Origin of the sequence: Mesomycoplasma moatsii (assembly GCF_045276915.1) — a bacterium.
In the GTDB taxonomy this organism is placed as follows: Bacteria; Bacillota_I; Bacilli_A; order Mycoplasmatales; family Metamycoplasmataceae; genus UBA710.
The window spans coordinates 18222-36731 of record NZ_CP174166.1 but is presented as its reverse complement, the minus strand read 5'-3'; the positions used below and the strand labels follow the sequence as shown (position 1 = coordinate 36731).

Here is an 18510-nt window from a genome sequence, read left to right as displayed (position 1 = left end):
ATTATAATTTATAATTCTAGTTAATAAAATGAAAAACAAATTATTTTCAAATGATGTAATAATTTCAATTTGTATTGCTGGTATTTTTTTATCTTTAATTTTAATAACTAATTTTATTTTTGATTTATTTAAAGTTTGAGCGTATTCAATACAAGTTTTTTTAATTATTTATGCAATAGGTATTTATAAAATTAAAAATTTATTTGTCAATGTTTTTTTTCTATTAATAACACCTTTAATTTTATTTTTTATAGAAAATAGTGCTTATGTAATTAATGGTATGCAAGTTTTTTTTGAATATTTTCTTACTTTTTATATTTTTAGTTTGCTGTACTTATTAAGATGATCTAATATTTTTTTGAAAAACAAAAAAAATTATCAATCAATACAAATAATTTTATTTATTGTTTTTTTTATCTTATTAATATTTTTAAAATTTTTTATGCACTCATTAGCATCAATGTTTTGATTTGGAAAAAATAACTTTGGGGCAGCTCTTATTTATAATCTTTTATGACTCGCAACTAATTCACTAACAATTCCGATTTTAATTATTATAATTTTTCCTATATTTAAGTTATTTGATACATTGAATAAAAATCAAGAAAATAAATGATAAAAGATATAAAAAAAATGGCGGGGCAGAGAGGATTCGAACCTCCGCGGGAATTTCTTCCCCTAACGCGTTAGCAGTGCGTCCTCTTCGGCCTCTTGAGTACTGCCCCCCATAAAAAACTTTTTTTATTATACCAAACAAAGCTTTTTTGTTAATAAGTTGGATTTAAGTAGTTCTTAAAATTATCAAAAATATTATATTTATTATCTATAACGAACGGGATAAATGACGGTTTAAAATTTTCGCTATCTATTATTTTTGTTCCTCCTCAATAAATACCAATTGGTACTAAATTCGATAAATATTCAATATTCTTATAACTATCATTTTCATAAACAAAATCATCTATTTGATAAACTGCCGATCCTGATGCTCCTGATGATAGAGCAAAATTTTCATATCAATAAATTGAATAATAATAAGGAGCCTTTAATTTATCTAAAAAAGGATCATTTTTATCTACATTACTTTCGTTTTTGCTTCATTTTTGTTTTTCCAAAACAACACCAACTAATTCTTTTTTTGCATAAGGATTCCCAGCTATATATGTTTTTTTCTCATTGGATACATGAATATTATTTTTTTCTTCTTGTGTATATTTATTTTCATAGATATCATAAATATTTGGGCACTTAAAATCATTTATTAGATATTTTTTATTAGATAGATCTACTCTTATTTTTATAAGCGACATATCTAAGTTATAATCATTTTCTTTTGAAAATAAATTAATATTTTTGTTATCAAAGTCAGTAATTAAATCAATTGATTTAATGTCTTGAAAATTTAATGTTTTATCATTATAGTTAAATTGTTTTCTAGTAGTGATAATTGGATTATAAAAATTAGAACTTCATTTACTTAATGAAAATAAATAGCTTTTATTAGAATCTCAAATATTTGTTATTGAATTTTGAGAATAATAATTTAGCAAATTATTGGGTTGAGAAATAACAGGTGGTTTATTTAAATCGTTTTGAGTTGTAAAATTTTTAACATAAGCAATAGCATCATTTACAACATGAAAATTTGTCATTAAATATCAATCATATGTATTTGAATTAATATTTTCATAATATCAACTTCAAGCAGTTCCTGATGTTTGAAACCCAGCACCATTAATAATATCTGAAGATTGTAAATCTACTTTAAAGGAATTATCAGACGAAAATTCTTTAAAGCCTGCGGGTTTATCTGACCAATCAAAAGATGTTGATTGAGCATTTTTATTGTTTTTGTTTATTATTTTATTAATTAAGATTATCGTAAATGAAATTGATATACCTAATGTAATACCAATTGCAACATATCAAATTAATGATCTAATTTTTATTTTCATTTATAAATTATATAAATTTATCTATCAGATTTTGAAATAGACAAATAACTGTCAATGGTCCAACACCTCCAGGAACAGGAGATATTGCACCAACTTTATCTTTAACATCCTCAAAATCTACATCACCAACAATTTTATTATCAATAACAGTAACACCGACATCAATTATTATTGAACCTAATTTAACATCATCTTTTTTAATTAATTTTGGTGAACCTGCAGCAACAATTAGAATATCATATTCTTTTGAACCTTTAATTCCGGTTCTTTTATTTCTAGATTCTATTTTTTTTGCAAATTGTGACAATAATTGCTTTGTTGGTTTTCCTACTAAATTAGATTCTCCAATAACCATAATATTTTGATTTAAATTAATTTTGTAATAACTTAAAATTAATAAAATCGCTCTTGCAGTCGCAGGAATAAAATATGGTTTATTCATAGAATAAAAATTACTCATATTTTGAGTTGATAATCCATCAATGTCTTTATCTAAATCAATTACGTTTAAAACATTTTGTGTATTAATGTGTTTTGGTAGTGGTAATTGAACAATTATTCCATCATATTTTTCTTTTATTTCATTAATTTTTTGAATTAATTCTTTTTCTAAAATTGATTGATCAAATTTAATTCAATCTGCGTTAATTCCAATTTCTTTTGATTTTGCTATTTTTTTTTGAATATACTTATTAGATTCTTCTAAATTTCCAACTTGAATTATTCCAAAACTGATTTTTTTATCTAATGAATTTACTTTATTCTTCAGTTCTTCTGTTTTTTCTAATTCAATTTTTTTACCATCAAGAATAATCATTAAATTTTCTCCAATTTTTCTTTTATTTCTTTATATTGTTTTTGATAATTTTCATATTTATTTCTTTCTTCATTCACTTTTTCAGTTGAAGCATTTTCAATAAATTTTTGATTAGATAAAATTGACTCGCTTCTTTTCAATTCAAATTTAACTTTTTCAAAAGCAAGTAATAATTTTTCTTTTTCATTATTTTTTACTTCATCAGAAATTTCAATATTAATTGAAACATTATTTTTTGTAAATAAAGCTCCTTTATTTTCATAATAAATCGAATTTGCTAATTTATTAACTAAAAAAATTATTTCTTTATCAACTTTGTTATTTATTTGATATTTAATTATTTCTTTATTTGAAATATCATAACTATTTCTTGCTTCTCTAATTAGAGAAATAATATCAATTGTAGTATCTATAACATTTTCTTCTCCTAATGATTTTAAATCAAATGTATTTTCTAATAACTCTTCATTAAAAATTTCATAATATAAATGATCACTCAAAAAAGGTAAAAAAGGATGAATTAAAACTAATAAATTTTTTAAAACCATAAAAGATATTTCTTTATTCATTTCAACTTTTGAAAATTCAATATATCAAGATGAAAAATCTTTATAAATAAATTCAATCATTTCTTTGCCAATAATAGTAAATTCATAATTTTTCATTTTTTCATCTACTATTTTTTTTAACTTTAATAATTTATTTACAATTCAAATATCTTTTTTGCTAATTTTATTTGTTGTTTCTTTGGTTTGTATAATATAACGAGATATATTTCAAAGTTTATTACACAAATTTCAAGAAGCTTCTAATTTTTCTCTTGAAAAATTAATATCTTGTCCTGGTGTTGAATTAGTTAATAAATATCAACGCAATGAATCAGAACCATATTTATCAATTACTTCCATAGGATCAATACCATTACCTAATGATTTAGACATTTTTCTTCCTTGCTCATCTCTTATTAACCCATGAATTAATAAATCATTAAATGGAATATTATTTTGAAAATATAAAGAAAAAAAATACATTCTTGCAACTCAAAAAAATATAATATCATAACCTGTCACCAACAACGAAGTTGGGAAGTATCTTTCCATTTTTTTGTTTTTATTAGGCCAACCTAGGAATGAAAAAGGTGCTAATCCCGAAGAAAATCAAGTATCTAAAACATCTTCATCTCTAATTCAATCTTTACCTGGAGATTCAATTTGTACTTTAACTTCGCCATTTTTGTACCAAGCAGGTATTTGATGTCCTCATCAAAGTTGTCTTGATATTGTTCAATCATGAGCACTTTCCATTCATTTTTTTAAAATATTTTCAAACCTTTTAGGATAAAAAATTGTTTTTTTGTTAGTTCTTAAATTATTTAAAACTAATTTAGAAAATTTATCCATTTTAATAAATCATTGAGGTGTAACTAAAATTTCAATAATCTCATTACTTCTTTCAGAGTAAGAAACATTATTTTCAATGTCTTCAATTTTATCTATAAAATCATTATCTTTTAAGAACTCAAAAACCTTATTTCTCGCACTCTTTCTATCCAATCCTTTTACAAACATTGCATTATTATTCATTAACCCTTTTTTATCAATACATTCGATTATTTCTAAATTATGTTTTTGGATAATTTCAATATCATTTATTGCATGAGCACTAACTTTCATAATTCCAGTACCCATCTTAATATCAATATATTCATCTGAAATAATTGGAAGTTTTTTATTTGTTATAGGGTTAACAGCAAACTTACCAATTAGGTGTTTTTTAGATTCATCTTTAGGGTTAACAGCAAGCGCAACATCTGAAAACATTGTCTCAATTCTTGTTGTTGCAATAACAACATAGTCGCGAGAATTTTCTAAAAAATATTTAACATAATACATTTTGGATTTTGTTGGTTTTGCAATAATTTCAATATTAGACAAAGCTGTTTCTAATTTAGGGTCTCAATTAATCGGTTTAATACCACGATAAATTAATCCATCATTGTATAAACTAATAAAAACTTTATTTACTGCTTCATTAGATTCTTTATCAAGAGTAAACCTTTCATTTGTATAATCTAGTGCCAAACCTAACTTATTTCATTGTTCATGGATATGTTTTGAATATTCATCTTTTCAGAGATAAGATTGTTCAATAAATTTATCACGGCCTAATTTATGTTTACTTGTTCCTTGTTCAATTAATCTTTGCTCTACTTTAGCTTGAGTCGCTATTCCAGCATGATCTGTTCCAGGAACAAACAAAACATCATAACCCATTAATTTTTTATATCTAATAACTGTATCTTGAATGTAACTATCTCAAGCATGACCTAAATGTAATTTGCCAGTTACATTTGGTGGTGGCAAAATTATTGAAAATGGTTTTTTTGACTTATCATGAAAAGAAAAAAATTTTTTTTCAATTCATTTTTTATTCTTATTTTTTTCAACAAATTGATGATTATATTTTGTGTCCATATATTCTCTTCCAATTGTTTAATTAAGTTAATTATAAATTAATAAATACAAATGGCAAAGATATACATAGTAGAATAATCCCATAAATTATCATAAAAACAGAAACAAATCTTATTTTCAATCTCATTTTTTTCTTTTTTTCTTTTTTTTCTTCATCAATATCTTTTATTCCTAAAATTGTCATTTGCGTTTTTTCAAATTTAGTAAACCTTTCATTATTTTCTTTTTTAACAACAAATAATTTTTTTAATTTATTTCAAGTGTCAAATTTTGCTATATCAAAAATAATAAGTAAAAATCCTAATCCAATATAAATAATTGATGAAGTTGACATTCCATCATATCAATGTTTATCTAAAACATAAACAAAAATAACTATGAAAATTATTGAAAATATTGTTGTTGCTAATGATGTTAAAAAATTAGGTATATTCAAATATTTATTTTTCAGCTCTTTTAATTTAAAATTACTTTTTGACATCTATAATTAAAAACTCCCTATTCTCAAAACTTGAATAATTTGTTAATTTTTCTTTGCTTATATTTTTGCTTTTAACAATTTTCTTAAATTGAATTTGATTTTTAAAATTTTCAATTATCTCATTTGAAATAGTGTTTTTAGTATTAGAAGGAACAATTTTAGTCCATTGATATAAGAAATCTATATTTCCATAAGCATAATGATTATCTTCTATTTTATAATCATCATACTCTTCATTAAAATCAATAATATTATTAAAAATATTCGGTGTTGTTTTGTAATTATTTTTATCAAATCCAAAAGCTTCATTAGTTGTGTTATAAATAGGATTGTTAAATAAAACAGATGTTGCACCGTATTCAATTTGTTTTGACTTATCGATAATTGATGTTTTTGTAGAAATATCTAAAACTTTATCTAAACTATCTTCAAAAATAATTCAACCTTTTTGCGAATTTTTAGTTACATCATTATATATTTTTTTAAAAGTAAATAATTCCTCTTTATTTAATTCAGAAAACAAATTGTAAAATACAAAAATTTTTTTGTTACTAAACAAAGAAATCAATAAAAGTATTGTTTTTTTAGTTACTAAATCCACCTTACTTATTCTGCTAAGTAAATCAAATATATTCAAATTAATTTTTTTGCATTTCTTTAAAATTAAATATCTTGTTATAGAAAAAACTTCTAAAAATTTAGAATTTGCGTTTAATTTAATATCAATATTTTTTGAAAATAATTTTTCTAAATTTTTATTATCATAAGAAACAAATTTGTAAATAGTTTCAAATTTTAATGATTCATTTGCAAAATTTGCGTCTTTTAATTTAGATAAATTATCTTCACTTATCTTTTTAAATTTTTTAATACGAGAATTTTTTTGAATTAAAAAATCATTAAGAAGTGAGTTATATAAAATTTTTTGTTCTTTATATTTTTGAAAAATGCTATTAATTGAAGAAGAAATCTCGTTGATTTTTTCATTTAAATCATAAAATGCTGATTTTTTTTCTCAATCAATTTCATCTAAAATATCTTGTAATTCTATTTTAATATTTTCAACATTAAATATTTGTTCCTCGTTTTTTGTTTTTCGTAATTGTTTAGTTTTTCTTTTTTTATTTATTTTTTCATCACGAGAATTTTTTTTATATTTTTCAAATATGGAACTTAGTTGCTCATTGATAAAACCATCTAGATAGGCATTAATCTTTTTTATATTTTTTATATCTTCCAAATTCAATATTTTTTCATTTTTTAATAAAATATTTTTATAACTTAATAGTAGTTCTTGAACAAATTCAAGCATCTGATTTTGGGACAAATGTATTAAATTTTTACTTTCTTTTTTAATTAATTTTCAAAATTTTAAATAATAATTTTTTTTGATGAGAATTCTTTTATATTCATAAGAATTTACCTTTAGTGTTTTTAATTGATTTTCGTACATTTTATACGTTTCACTAAACTTAAAAAGTAATGAGTTAATAATTTCTATATTCTCATTTACAAAATTCATATTTTTTAATTCAGAATTATCTAAATCATCTAAAAATGAAGAAGTAATTTGATTAATCATCTTGTTTAACTGGTAATCTACAAAATTTAATTCAATAATCTTTTTAGAAATTTTTTTTACTTTGTTACTTAATCCATGATTTCTCTCAATTATTTTTTTATTATTATATTTTTTTAGATAAACTCTAACAATCATTATATTTTTATCAATCAAAATATTTATTCTATCTCTTAAATATTTAATGTGATTATGTATAAAAATATTGTAATTTTTTATCAATTCTTCCTGCGTGATCTTTGGTTTCTTTTGTTGTTCAATAATTCTCTTTAAATTAATAATAGCGTTTGTAATAATAATATTAATTGCCTTTAAATATGCAAGTTCAATTCTTTTATATTTATAAATTTTTAACATTTTTAAATGTTTGTCTAATTTATTATTTATTTTTATTTCTTCTAAAATATCAATATTGTTTGATTTGAAAACATTTTTTTCTATTAACTCAATAATTCTTTTGTTTTGGTCAAAATTTTCAAAATTACTTCAATCTTGAAATTCAAAAAATTTTAAACAATTTTTATTATCAAAATTACAAATATTGCCATCACAATTAAAAAAACCTGTATATTTTTTATTTTCATTAGACAGTATTGATAATAGTGCTTGTTTTTCTTCATCTTCTTTGCAATAAATGGATAAAGTTTCTCCTTTTTTTAATGAAAAAGAAAGATTAGAAATTAAAAACGAATCTAATTCGTGTTCATTCCTAATAGATATATCAATTCCGTAAAAATCATTTTTCATAGTTTTAAGTATTATAAATATTTAACCTTTATTATAAACTTAAATACACATAAAAAACAAAACTTCGGTAAATTTATCTTGAACAAAAAAACCAACAAACCGGAGTTTGTTGGTGACAAAATAATAAACGACTATTATTATTTTAAACTACGATAATCAATAGAACAGGATAAATCCTTAAAGACGCTTTTACTGCATTTCTGCCAAAGCCCATTTGTTAGATTAACAAATTAGCTATCTTAATTATACTAATTTTTAATTAATTTCTAAAAATTTCTAATTTGTTCATAATTAATTCAACTAAAGAATTAAATTCTTTTTCATCTTGTTCGCTTTTTTTATGATCTCTTCCACTTAAATGAACTAATCCGTGCGCAAATAAGTAACAAATTTCTCTACGTATTGAATGATTAAATTTGTTCGCTTGAAACTTTATTTTTTCGTATGAAAGAATGATTTCGCCCAAAAAAATAAATCCTAACTGAGAAGATAAATTTTTAAATTCGAAAGGAAAGGATAAAACATCGGTTTCTTTATTAATATTTCTATATTCTTTAGAAATTTGTCTAATTTCTTCATTTGTTGTAATTAAGACATCTACTTTTATTGGATGTTTATATTTAAAGATATTTGCAAAACATTCTAAAATATTATTAAAATCTTTTCTAAATAAGAATTTATGCTTACTATTATTTTTGATAGACAGTTCATTCATAAATGAATTATATATTAAATATATATTCAACAATTTTTTTAGAACCAAAGAATATTTTTACTTCATAAAGCGAATTTGTTTTAATTAAATGATAAAGTTCGTCGTTTGTGAAATCAACTCTATATGTATTATGACCTAAATATATAAATTCAACATCTTCAAGAAAAAATATCTTTCCTTCTAAAGATATTGAAAGTATTTTTTGTGATGTTATTAAATTTATATTTGAAGATGTAAATTTTAGTGCCAAATTTTTATTTGCATCTACTTCTAAAATTGCTGATGTTGTTTTTTTAATTTCAATATTAAAAATAATTATTATCAAAATAATAGATAATATTATTAATGAAAAAATTATTGCTAGAATTTTTCAATTTAAATATTTATTTAAATAATTCACAATTTATTTCTCTTTCGTTAAATAAATAATTCTTTTGGTGTGAAATTTCAATAACAATTTTTTCTTTCAAATAAATTCTTAATTTTGAAAAAATTTGATCAATTATTTTTTTATCTATATTTTCAAAAGCTTCATCCAATAACACTAATGAATAATTTGATGAAAATACTTTCATTAAAGAAATAAACTGTTTCTGCCCAGATGATAAATTTTTACCACCTTCTTCAATTAAAGTATGAAAATTCAAATTCATCAACTCAAATAAATCTAACAATTTATATTTTTCGATATTTTTTAACAATAAATTTGTATTTTCTTTATTTGAAGATAAATAATCATAAATAGAACCATAAGGCAAATATTCATTATTAGAAACTAAACAAATATTTTTTCTAAGTGATTCAATATCGTAGTATTCAATATTTTTGTCATTGTAATAAATATTTGAATTAATAATTAATGATGAAATTAATTTTAAAAGTGTTGATTTGCCTGAACCATTTTTTCCTGTAATGTTTATTTTAGAATCGATTAGCAAATTATTTATTTTTAACAAATTATTTCCTTCTTTATATCTAAATTTAACATTTTCTAATTTGATATTTTTTATCTCATCAATTACAAATTTATTTTTAGAAATTATTTCATCATCAATCAATAAAAAACTGTTGATATTTTCTAAATATTGTTTAATTATAGAATAATCTATTATCATTGAAGCAAATGTTAATAAAGGCGAAGCAAAAAATCCAAACATCGAAACAAACAAAAATAATTCTCCAATAGTTATATTATTCTTTCACAATTCGTTAACACAAATAACAATAATAATAAAAGGAATAATATTTTTTATTGTAGATTGCAAAAAATTATAAATAAAACCTACATTTGTTGCGTTTACTTGATTTTTTACTAAACTATTCAATTTATTATCAAGACTATTTTTTAAATATTGTTTTGTAGAATTTAATTTAAATTGTTCAATTCCATTAATAATATTTAAATATGATTTTTTAAAAAGAGTTGATTCTTTTATTATTCTTTTCTCCATTGTTTTAAATTTTTTTTGAAACAAAACTGAAATTATTATTGTCAAAAAAGATGTAAATAAAGTCAATAAAAAAATCTTAGGTTCTAATATTAATAAAAATATGCCTGCACTAACAAAAGAAAATAATTGGATAACAAAATCGAATAAATATCTAGATTTAAAAGTAGCAATTTTTATTAACATTTCTAAATTTTTTAAATGTGTACTCTCATCAATATAAGATATTTTTTCTCATTTAATTGTAGAAAGTTTTTCAATATATTTATTTAATAATAAAAGTTGGTACTTAATGTCAAGTTTGTGAACTATAAATTCATTTAATAAATTTAAAACTATTTTAATTACCAAAATTAAAATAAATAAAAAGGTAATGATCAATAATTGTTGCTGTAAGCTTGTTGCAATAATTTGATCTAAAATTAGTTTCATATAAAATGAACCTATAAAAGATAAAATAATCACAATTAATGAAGAAAGTGATATTCATATTTTTTCTTTTAAAAAATCCAATTTAAACAAACTAATAATTTCTTTTTCTTTGTTTTGATTTTTTACAGTTCCTTTTGAACAAACAATTATTAAACCAAAATAAATTTTTTCGAAATCATCCAAAAAAATTTTTTGTTTGCCCAAAATTGGATCAAAATAAATAACATTATTTTTGGATGTAATTTTTTCAATAACAACATAATGCAAAAAGCCATCATTCTTAATAATTGAGATGATTGGTTCTTCAATCTTGATTTTTTTAAAAGATTCAAAATCTCCCTTTAAAATCTCAAAATTAATTCCAAATTTTTTTGCTAAATTAGTTAGTTCTAATAAATTTATTCCATTAGCGTCATAAGAAACATCTTTTTTTAAAGTAACTAAATCAATTCATTTATCAAAATAATATTTATGCAAAACTTGAACAACAGAAATACCACAATCAAGTTTGCTAACTTGTTCTCTATATTGCATTATTATTCCTTAATTTCGAAACCAATTTAATTCAAGACTGTGCTTCGTAAATTATACCATAAATATACTTAATAAACTAACTACGATTGCTAATTAATTCTTTTTTTTCTTCAAATTCTTTTTCAGTAATTATTTTATTTTCTAATAATTTTTTTAACGCTTCAATTTCCTCTTTGTAACCAATTGTTTCACTATTATCTTTTTTTGAAATATTAACAATGGTTGTTGTATCTTCGCGCTTAAATTCTAAAGTATTCATAGATTGCTGATGAAATGGATTTAATTCCATATTTAAAACTAATGTGTTTAATAATGGGTTTGACTTACGATCATCAACAAAATTACCTTCTTTTTTAGAATATATTTCTTCTATCTTTCTTTTTTCTTCTTCTGAAATTTGTCTTTGAGCCTCATAAGGAATTTCTAAAGTTTCAGTTCACTCAATTTGTTTTGTTTTATTATTAATTCTTTTTATATCAACATTTATTTTATTGCTATCTTTCATAAAATCAACCTTAATTTTTCATTAATTATATAATTTATATCAATAAAATGCTGTTTTAGCTCAGGGGCAGAGCACTTCCATGGTAAGGAAGGGGTCGCAAGTTCGATTCTTGTAAGCAGCACCATATATCCAAAGATACCAACTAACCAACTATAAATAAAGGAAGAAAAATAAATGAAGTAATTATTATAGAGTCTAAACGATCTAACAAACCACCATGCCCAGGAATAAGATTGGAATAATCTTTTATTTTTAACATCCTTTTTATTGCTGAAAAAATTAAATCTCCAATTATAGAAGTTATTGGAATAAAAATAGGTAAAACAATTACTAAAGTTATATCATCAACGTTTAAATATTTAAAATGAATGAACCATAAAATCAAAAATAAAATTAATCAAGTGAAAAGAAACCCAGTTATAGCTCCTTCAATTGTTTTATTTGGTGAAATTTTTGGTGCTAATTTTTTATTCTTAAATATTTTATTTCCAAACAAAATTCCACCTAGATAAGCAAAAGAATCACAAATAATTGGTCCAATAATTAAGAAAAAAATAAAATAAATATTTTCGATATTGGTATACATAAAAGATTTAGATGTTATCGTTAAAATTAAAAAAATTAAATAAGTAACTAAATAATATTTGATAACATCAATTAATTGTTTTTTACAAAAGAAAAAAGGTATCGCCACTAATATCGCTTGAATCAAATAACCAATACCCGGAATTCCAAACATTTTATATTGGTACTGACTATTAATTAACAAATTTAATGAATATAAATCATTTTTGCCTAAAAATCAATTTAACAATTCTTCTCAAGGATAAAAAAAAGGAATAAAAGATAAAAGTGGTAAATAAAACCTAACTCACTTAGGTAGTGGAAAAATACGAATAAACTCAAATAATAAAAAAACTAATAGTAAAAAATATATAATGAAAGCAATTATTTTTGTTTCTAAACTATCATTATCACCTAAAACAAATAGAATAATTACACAAAAAAAAGCAATAATTAGAGCAAATGCTAATTTTATCAAAATACTATTTAATTTATTATTTGGTTTTTTTTCATCAAAATGTTGCATAATTATATTTTCATTAATTGTTCTTCTTTATTTTTGATAATTTGTTCAATTTTTAAAGAATAACTATCAACAATTTTTTGAACTTCATTTTGATAATTTTTTTGTATATCTTCACTTAATTCTTTATCTACTTTTATTTTTTTTAAAATAGACTGTCTTGCATTTCTGATTTTTATTTTGGATTGTTCTTTAATTGTTGACAATTGTTTTACTGAATCTTTTCTTTTTTCTGTTGTTAGTTGAGGAAAAATAATTCTTAATTTATCACCTTCATCCTGAACTGTTATAGGAAAATTTTGTTTGATAATAATTGTGTATACTTCTTTAATCACTTCTTTATCAAATGGTTTAATAATTAATTGTTGTGGTTCTGGATGCGTAATTGAACAAATATCTCCGATTGGAGTTAAAGAATCATAATAAATTACTTTTAAATTAGAAAACAATTGAGGATTTGCAGTTCCTAAACTTACTCTAGATAATGATCTTTCTAAAACTTCAATTGCTTCTTCACAATCTAACAATAATTCTTCTTTGTAATTATTAAAATCCATAAATTAGTTATTTACAATTGTAAATTTTCCTTTTCCTTCTAATGTTTTGACAATTGAATCTTTTTCTCCAATATTAAAAACTAATAATTTTATATTATTATCTCTAGCCATTGCAACTGCTGTTGAATCCATAACCTTTAATTGTTTTTTTAAAATTTCGTTGTATGAAATAGTTTCATAATGTTTTGCTTTAGAATTAACCTTAGGATCAGAATCATAAATTCCATCTACTTCATTTTTGCCCAACAATAATACATCTGCTTTAATTTCTAATGCAAATAATGTTGAGGCTGTATCAGTTGTAAAATAAGGTCTTCCTGTTCCTGCTGCCATGATTACAACTTTTCCTTTTTCTAAATATTTATTTGCTTTTTCTAAAATAAATGGTTCTGCAATTTTTTGATCAACGCTTAATGATGATAAAACTCTTGATTTAATTTTTGAAACTTCAAAAATTGATTGTAAAGCAAGAGCATTCATTAATGTTGCCATCATTCCAATATAGTCTGCTTTAGATCTTGGAATTCCATTTTTTTCAGCAGAAGCTCCTCTCCAAAGATTGCCGCCACCAACAACAATTGCTACTTGAACATTTTTTGCAATGATCTTTTTAATTTGTTTGGCTAATGCTTCAACCAATTCATAATCAATTGATAATTTTTTTTCTCTATTAGCTAGCCATTCACCAGACAATTTTAATAAAACTCTTTTATACTTCATCAAATCACCTAATAATTAATTTATTTGCCTATCTTTAAATTAATAAGAATTATACTAAAACAAAAGGATTAAAAATCCATTTATCAACGATTTTGAAAATTCATAAAATTACTCATTAATTCATTTTGAACTAATATTAATAGGCATAATTTGAACTTTTGTGTTGTAGTAAAAATATGAATATTTAGCATATTTATGTTTTTCGTATATTTTTCTTCCTGTAAATTCAAAATAAAAAATTAATATTAGTCCAAGAACAATAAAAATAATTGCTAATATTAAATATCAATATTCAAAATCTTTTGGATCTCTAAATGGTTCTAGAATAACTCTTATAATTCCATATCAAAGAAGATAAACACCACCTGTTGTACCAGGTTCTAATTTACCAAATTGCAATAATCATCAGACAATTATTATGTAACCAATCATTGATGTCATTGATTCAATTAAGAATAAAGGTACCCTAAATTCACCTTCTATATACATATTTCAAGAAATGGTTGAACCTAATCATTTTATTGAATCATATTCGCAAACTGCTCCATACAATTCGTGATTTGCAAAATTACCCCATCTTCCAATTGCTTGTCCTAATAAAACATTAGGTAAAATTAAGCCAAAAGCCTTTCTTGTATCAATTATGTTTTTCTTTCTTCTTAAATATAATAAATCTAAAACTGCAGGTACAAATACACCACCTTGAATAGATAAACCTCCATCCCAAATAGCGTATCAACGAGACAACGATTCTTTATTAATTGCTGTTTCAATTATTCAAAACAATCTAGCTCCTATAATGGCTGAAGGTATGGTTATGATGATAATTGTTAGTAAAACATCAATTGGATATCTATTTTTTTTTCAAAAATATAATACTGAAAATATTGAAGCAATAATACCAACCAACATAGTAAAAGGATAAAGTCTAAAACTTCCAAATAAGTAAATTGGCTCTCCTTCTGATCAACTATAGAGATTAGTCATTTCTTATCCTCTCTTGTATTTCTTTAAAAGTGTCAACTCCTTCATTTTTAGAAATAAATAAAGAAGTGGCTACTTCAATTAATGAAGCAGTATTTCTACCTAATCTAACAGGAATCAAAATCTTTTTAATTTTACCATCTAGTATGTTATAAAAATAATTTTCATTTCCCAAACGATCAAAATTATATTGATCATCTTTTTTTAATTCAATAACTAGATCAATATTTGTTTTATCTTTAATTGATTTTTCACCATAAATTGTTTTAATATCAATCAAACCTAATCCTCTAGCCTCTAAAATGTTTTTGGTTATCTTTGGAGATTGACCAATAAAATGATTCCCAATCCTTTTAATAATAACTGAATCATCAGAAACAAACATATGTCCTCTTTGAATTAGTTCAATAACTGCTTCTGACTTACCTATACCACTAGGCCCTACAATTAATACACCAATTCCATTAATAATAACTAAAGAACCATGAACAAAATCTTCAGGAGCAAAGTGTTCAGCAATATAAATCCCAACTGTCGTTGTAATAAAAGAAAGTTTAGTATCAACAAAAACTACTGGAGTTTCAAATTCATTTGCTCATTTAAAAATCAAATCTTTGTTTTTTTGATTAACACCATTTGAACATATTACAAGAGGAGGCTTTTGTTTAAAAATTCTTTTTAAATTATTCTCTAATTGATCAACATCAACTGAATCCATTAAATTTGATTCTCTTGTCCCAAAACCAATAATATTTTTATTTAAATCATCTATTTCAAAATGTCCAATAATTTCTAAACCCACTCTATTTATCGATGGTCTTTTTATACTTCTTCAATTTTTAATATTATTTTTATTAATAATTTCTAAAAGGTTATCTTCACATAAATTTAGAACGCTAATAAAATTTTTTGTATTAATTGTTTTTGATTTGGTAGAACTCATATTCATAATTATAAAATATAATTATTTTGTTCGTTTAGATTTGAAAATTCTCTTTTTGTCATTCTTCATATTTTGCAATAGAACCATATTTTTTAACAATTATTTTATCTTCAATGAATTGAATACCAAAAGTTAAAAACGCATTAATAAACAAAGTTACAACAAGCATAATTCTTCCAATAACTATTTCTTCATAATCACGACCAACTGCTTTTATTTCATTTTTATTTAGCAACGCAATCATAACTAAATCAATAAATGGCATTAAAATTGTAATTAAAGAAGATAAACCTATTACAATAACACAGATTCAAGCAGTGAATAAGAAATATGAACTTTTATTAGTCTGAATTTTGTTTGTTTTTCTATTAATAATTCCGCCAAAAATTGCAGTTACAATAAATAAAAAAGTAAACATAGACATTCAGGTCGCAATTAAGTCTGCAAATGTATACAATTTGCCCATACCAGAACCATAGACATCTTTGTAATTGTTAATATAAGCAAGTGCACCAATTAAAGTAAAAATAATAACTAAAGGAATTGTTCAAATAACATAAAAAACAACACCCACAATTGGTCTATCTTCATTTAACTTATCTTTAAATTTGATAGAAAAGGGAACCTCTCCTTCTTTAATTAAATTTTCTGCATACCTTGGCATCCAAATTGAATAACTATTAATTATTCCAATAACGCCAATTGCTATCATAATGTTAACTAGACCAAACAAAATTCTTCCTATATCTTTCCATTCACTTTCCATATAAGTACGCATATTTGAAAAAGAACCTCCATTAATAGACATTGAAACTGCAACAATTAAGTAGATAATTGTTGTAATTACTAACCCAAACAAAATTACCATTGGAGTTTTTTTAGGTTCTTTCATTTCAGATTGAATTCCTGCTGCAACATAAAATCCATCATAAGTAAAAAAAATCGCACTTATAGACAAAAACATTCCAATTCCAGGAAAAAATAATGAAAAACTTGCTCCTTTTTCTAACGAATCATTAATTAAATTGCCATTTATATTAATAGTTGGTTTTTCAAAACCAATATTAATTGAACCACCAGCATTTAAACCAACTAAAGCAATTCCAACAACACTTACTATTACTAATGGAATAAATTTAATATAAGTAAAAATCTTATTTTGAATATTTCCTATCTTTGAGTTTAAACCTGAAACAATCATAAAATAAAGCGAGACACCAATTGAAATTAAGGTTCATAGTAATCAATCAACATTAGTGCCAAAAGTTGCTGCTTCTTTATTCATTAAAGCGCCAAGACCATCTTGAAGAGACATTATGAAATATAACGGCATATAAAATAAATTTAAAGGCAAGTAAAGATAAAGCATAAAATTTTTTGATGCTTTGAAGATCTTTCTTTTATTAAATGTTTTTGTTCAACCTAATAATGAAAGATTATCATTTCTAACTGAAGATATTTCAACAAGAGCTAATCCCATTGCAATAACTGAAAAAGCTGCAATTACTCAACAAAATATAGCTAATATTAAAGAGTTCTGAGAATTTTTTAAAACTTGTTCAGATCTAAAAAAAATTCCTGCTCCAATTGAAGAGCCCATTACAACCAATATAGCAGAAAAAAAAGAAATTTTCTTTTTGCGACTTGGATGATCAACAAGGCCATCATTTTCTTTGTTTGGCACTAATATCCTTCCTGAAATTTATACTAATAAAGTAACATAAATTTTATAACATTAGTATATGAAAATCAAAAATACATGAGTCAAGAATTCATTGGGATATGATAACAATATTTATATTTACCAAGATAAAAAAATGTTTAACTATTCAGTTGATACTATATTGTTAGCTAATTTAACATCATTAAATAGAAAAACAAAAAGAATTTTAGAAATAGGAACAAATAATTGTGCTTTAAGTATTTTTTTATCGCAAAGAAGTAAAAACATAAAAATTGATGCTATTGAAATTCAAAAAGAAGCCATTGAATTAGCAAAATATAATATTGAAATGAACAAATTAGAAAATAGAATTAATTTAATTCATAACGATTTTAACAATTGATGAAAAATATATACTAAGAATCAAGGAAAAAAATATGATGTAATAATTTGTAATCCGCCTTTTTATCGCAAAGAGACAAAAATTAAAAAAAATATCTCTAAATCATTACTACAAGCAACACATGAAATAAGCTTAACAATTGATCAAATTATTGAAGGATCTTCAAAAATCATTAATCAAAAAGGTTATCTTTCAATGATTATCCCTCCAGAAAGATTAGTGGATTGTTTCGTTTCATTAAGAAAATATTGTTTTGAACCAAAAAGAATAATTATGATTCATCCAAGAGTAAAACAAAAAGCTATATTAGCTTTTGTTGAAGCTAGATTTCAAACAGGTTGAGGAACTCATTTTGAACCTAACCTTTATTTACATCCTGATGATGAATCTAAACACGAATATCTTGAAGAAATAATTCGATTATATAAACCAATAAAAATTAAATAGAATAAAATAGATACTCGAT

17 protein-coding genes and 2 tRNA genes are annotated in these 18510 nt (G+C 22.8%); 3 read left to right on the top strand and 16 right to left on the bottom strand.

Features of this window, described 5'->3' with window-relative positions:
* The first annotated feature begins 28 nt into the window (after positions 1 to 28).
* Positions 29 to 619, top strand: a complete 591-nt coding sequence (locus ACJA28_RS00175) for a hypothetical protein (protein WP_022935357.1) — start codon at positions 29 to 31, stop codon at positions 617 to 619.
* 15 nt (positions 620 to 634) lie between these two features.
* On the opposite strand, the gene ACJA28_RS00170 is transcribed toward ACJA28_RS00175, so the two are convergent.
* The 10 genes from ACJA28_RS00170 to ACJA28_RS00125 form a co-directional block, all read right to left on the bottom strand.
* Positions 635 to 725, bottom strand: a tRNA-Ser gene (locus tag ACJA28_RS00170).
* Between the two features lie 42 nt (positions 726 to 767).
* The gene (locus tag ACJA28_RS00165; RefSeq protein WP_022935358.1) at positions 768 to 1955 is read right to left on the bottom strand and encodes a hypothetical protein; all 1188 of its coding nucleotides are present in this window, start codon (positions 1953 to 1955) and stop codon (positions 768 to 770) included.
* 7 nt (positions 1956 to 1962) lie between these two features.
* On the bottom strand, positions 1963 to 2772 hold the full coding sequence (locus tag ACJA28_RS00160; RefSeq protein ID WP_027121713.1) for a bifunctional 5,10-methylenetetrahydrofolate dehydrogenase/5,10-methenyltetrahydrofolate cyclohydrolase: 810 nt from the start codon (positions 2770 to 2772) through the stop codon (positions 1963 to 1965).
* Complete coding sequence (locus tag ACJA28_RS00155; protein ID WP_022935359.1) at positions 2772 to 5246, bottom strand: valine--tRNA ligase; 2475 nt, start codon at positions 5244 to 5246, stop codon at positions 2772 to 2774. Before ACJA28_RS00155 ends, ACJA28_RS00160 begins: the two co-directional genes overlap by 1 nt.
* Positions 5247 to 5277: 31 nt before the next feature.
* On the bottom strand, positions 5278 to 5727 hold the full coding sequence (locus ACJA28_RS00150; protein WP_022935360.1) for a hypothetical protein: 450 nt from the start codon (positions 5725 to 5727) through the stop codon (positions 5278 to 5280).
* A complete protein-coding gene (locus ACJA28_RS00145) occupies positions 5714 to 8053 on the bottom strand; it encodes a hypothetical protein (protein WP_022935361.1) in 2340 nt (779 codons plus the stop codon). The genes ACJA28_RS00150 and ACJA28_RS00145 overlap by 14 nt, the downstream gene beginning before the upstream one ends.
* A 259-nt stretch (positions 8054 to 8312) precedes the next feature.
* On the bottom strand, positions 8313 to 8768 hold the full coding sequence (ybeY, locus tag ACJA28_RS00140; protein WP_406602206.1) for an rRNA maturation RNase YbeY: 456 nt from the start codon (positions 8766 to 8768) through the stop codon (positions 8313 to 8315).
* 7 nt (positions 8769 to 8775) lie between these two features.
* A complete protein-coding gene (locus ACJA28_RS00135; protein ID WP_022935363.1) occupies positions 8776 to 9168 on the bottom strand; it encodes an MAG1140 family protein in 393 nt (130 codons plus the stop codon).
* Positions 9152 to 11182: an Mbov_0121 family peptidase domain-containing ABC transporter gene (locus tag ACJA28_RS00130; protein WP_022935364.1), complete on the bottom strand. Its 2031-nt coding sequence runs from the start codon at positions 11180 to 11182 to the stop codon at positions 9152 to 9154. Before ACJA28_RS00130 ends, ACJA28_RS00135 begins: the two co-directional genes overlap by 17 nt.
* A gap of 76 nt (positions 11183 to 11258) precedes the next feature.
* Positions 11259 to 11687, bottom strand: a complete 429-nt coding sequence (locus tag ACJA28_RS00125; RefSeq protein ID WP_022935365.1) for a hypothetical protein — start codon at positions 11685 to 11687, stop codon at positions 11259 to 11261.
* A 49-nt stretch (positions 11688 to 11736) separates the two neighbouring features.
* Here ACJA28_RS00125 and ACJA28_RS00120 point away from each other — a divergent pair.
* A tRNA-Thr gene (locus tag ACJA28_RS00120) sits at positions 11737 to 11811 on the top strand.
* An 18-nt stretch (positions 11812 to 11829) separates the two neighbouring features.
* Here ACJA28_RS00120 and ACJA28_RS00115 read toward each other — a convergent pair.
* The 6 genes from ACJA28_RS00115 to ACJA28_RS00090 form a co-directional block, all read right to left on the bottom strand.
* Positions 11830 to 12777: a phosphatidate cytidylyltransferase gene (locus tag ACJA28_RS00115; RefSeq protein ID WP_022935366.1), complete on the bottom strand. Its 948-nt coding sequence runs from the start codon at positions 12775 to 12777 to the stop codon at positions 11830 to 11832.
* Positions 12778 to 12779: 2 nt separating this feature from the next.
* Positions 12780 to 13331 (bottom strand): ribosome recycling factor, encoded by a 552-nt coding sequence (locus ACJA28_RS00110; RefSeq protein ID WP_022935367.1) that lies wholly within the window; start codon positions 13329 to 13331, stop codon positions 12780 to 12782.
* 3 nt (positions 13332 to 13334) lie between these two features.
* Complete coding sequence (gene pyrH / locus ACJA28_RS00105; RefSeq protein WP_406602205.1) at positions 13335 to 14054, bottom strand: UMP kinase; 720 nt, start codon at positions 14052 to 14054, stop codon at positions 13335 to 13337.
* Positions 14055 to 14159: 105 nt separating this feature from the next.
* Entirely contained in the window at positions 14160 to 15038 is an 879-nt protein-coding gene (gene lgt / locus ACJA28_RS00100; RefSeq protein WP_022935369.1) for a prolipoprotein diacylglyceryl transferase, read from the bottom strand.
* Complete coding sequence (gene hprK / locus ACJA28_RS00095) at positions 15031 to 15978, bottom strand: HPr(Ser) kinase/phosphatase (protein ID WP_022935370.1); 948 nt, start codon at positions 15976 to 15978, stop codon at positions 15031 to 15033. Before hprK ends, lgt begins: the two co-directional genes overlap by 8 nt.
* Before the next feature lie 34 nt (positions 15979 to 16012).
* Positions 16013 to 17662, bottom strand: a complete 1650-nt coding sequence (locus ACJA28_RS00090; protein ID WP_022935371.1) for an amino acid permease — start codon at positions 17660 to 17662, stop codon at positions 16013 to 16015.
* 58 nt (positions 17663 to 17720) lie between these two features.
* Here ACJA28_RS00090 and ACJA28_RS00085 point away from each other — a divergent pair, with 58 nt between their 5' ends.
* Complete coding sequence (locus ACJA28_RS00085) at positions 17721 to 18491, top strand: tRNA1(Val) (adenine(37)-N6)-methyltransferase (protein ID WP_022935372.1); 771 nt, start codon at positions 17721 to 17723, stop codon at positions 18489 to 18491.
* The last annotated feature ends 19 nt before the right edge of the window (positions 18492 to 18510 follow it).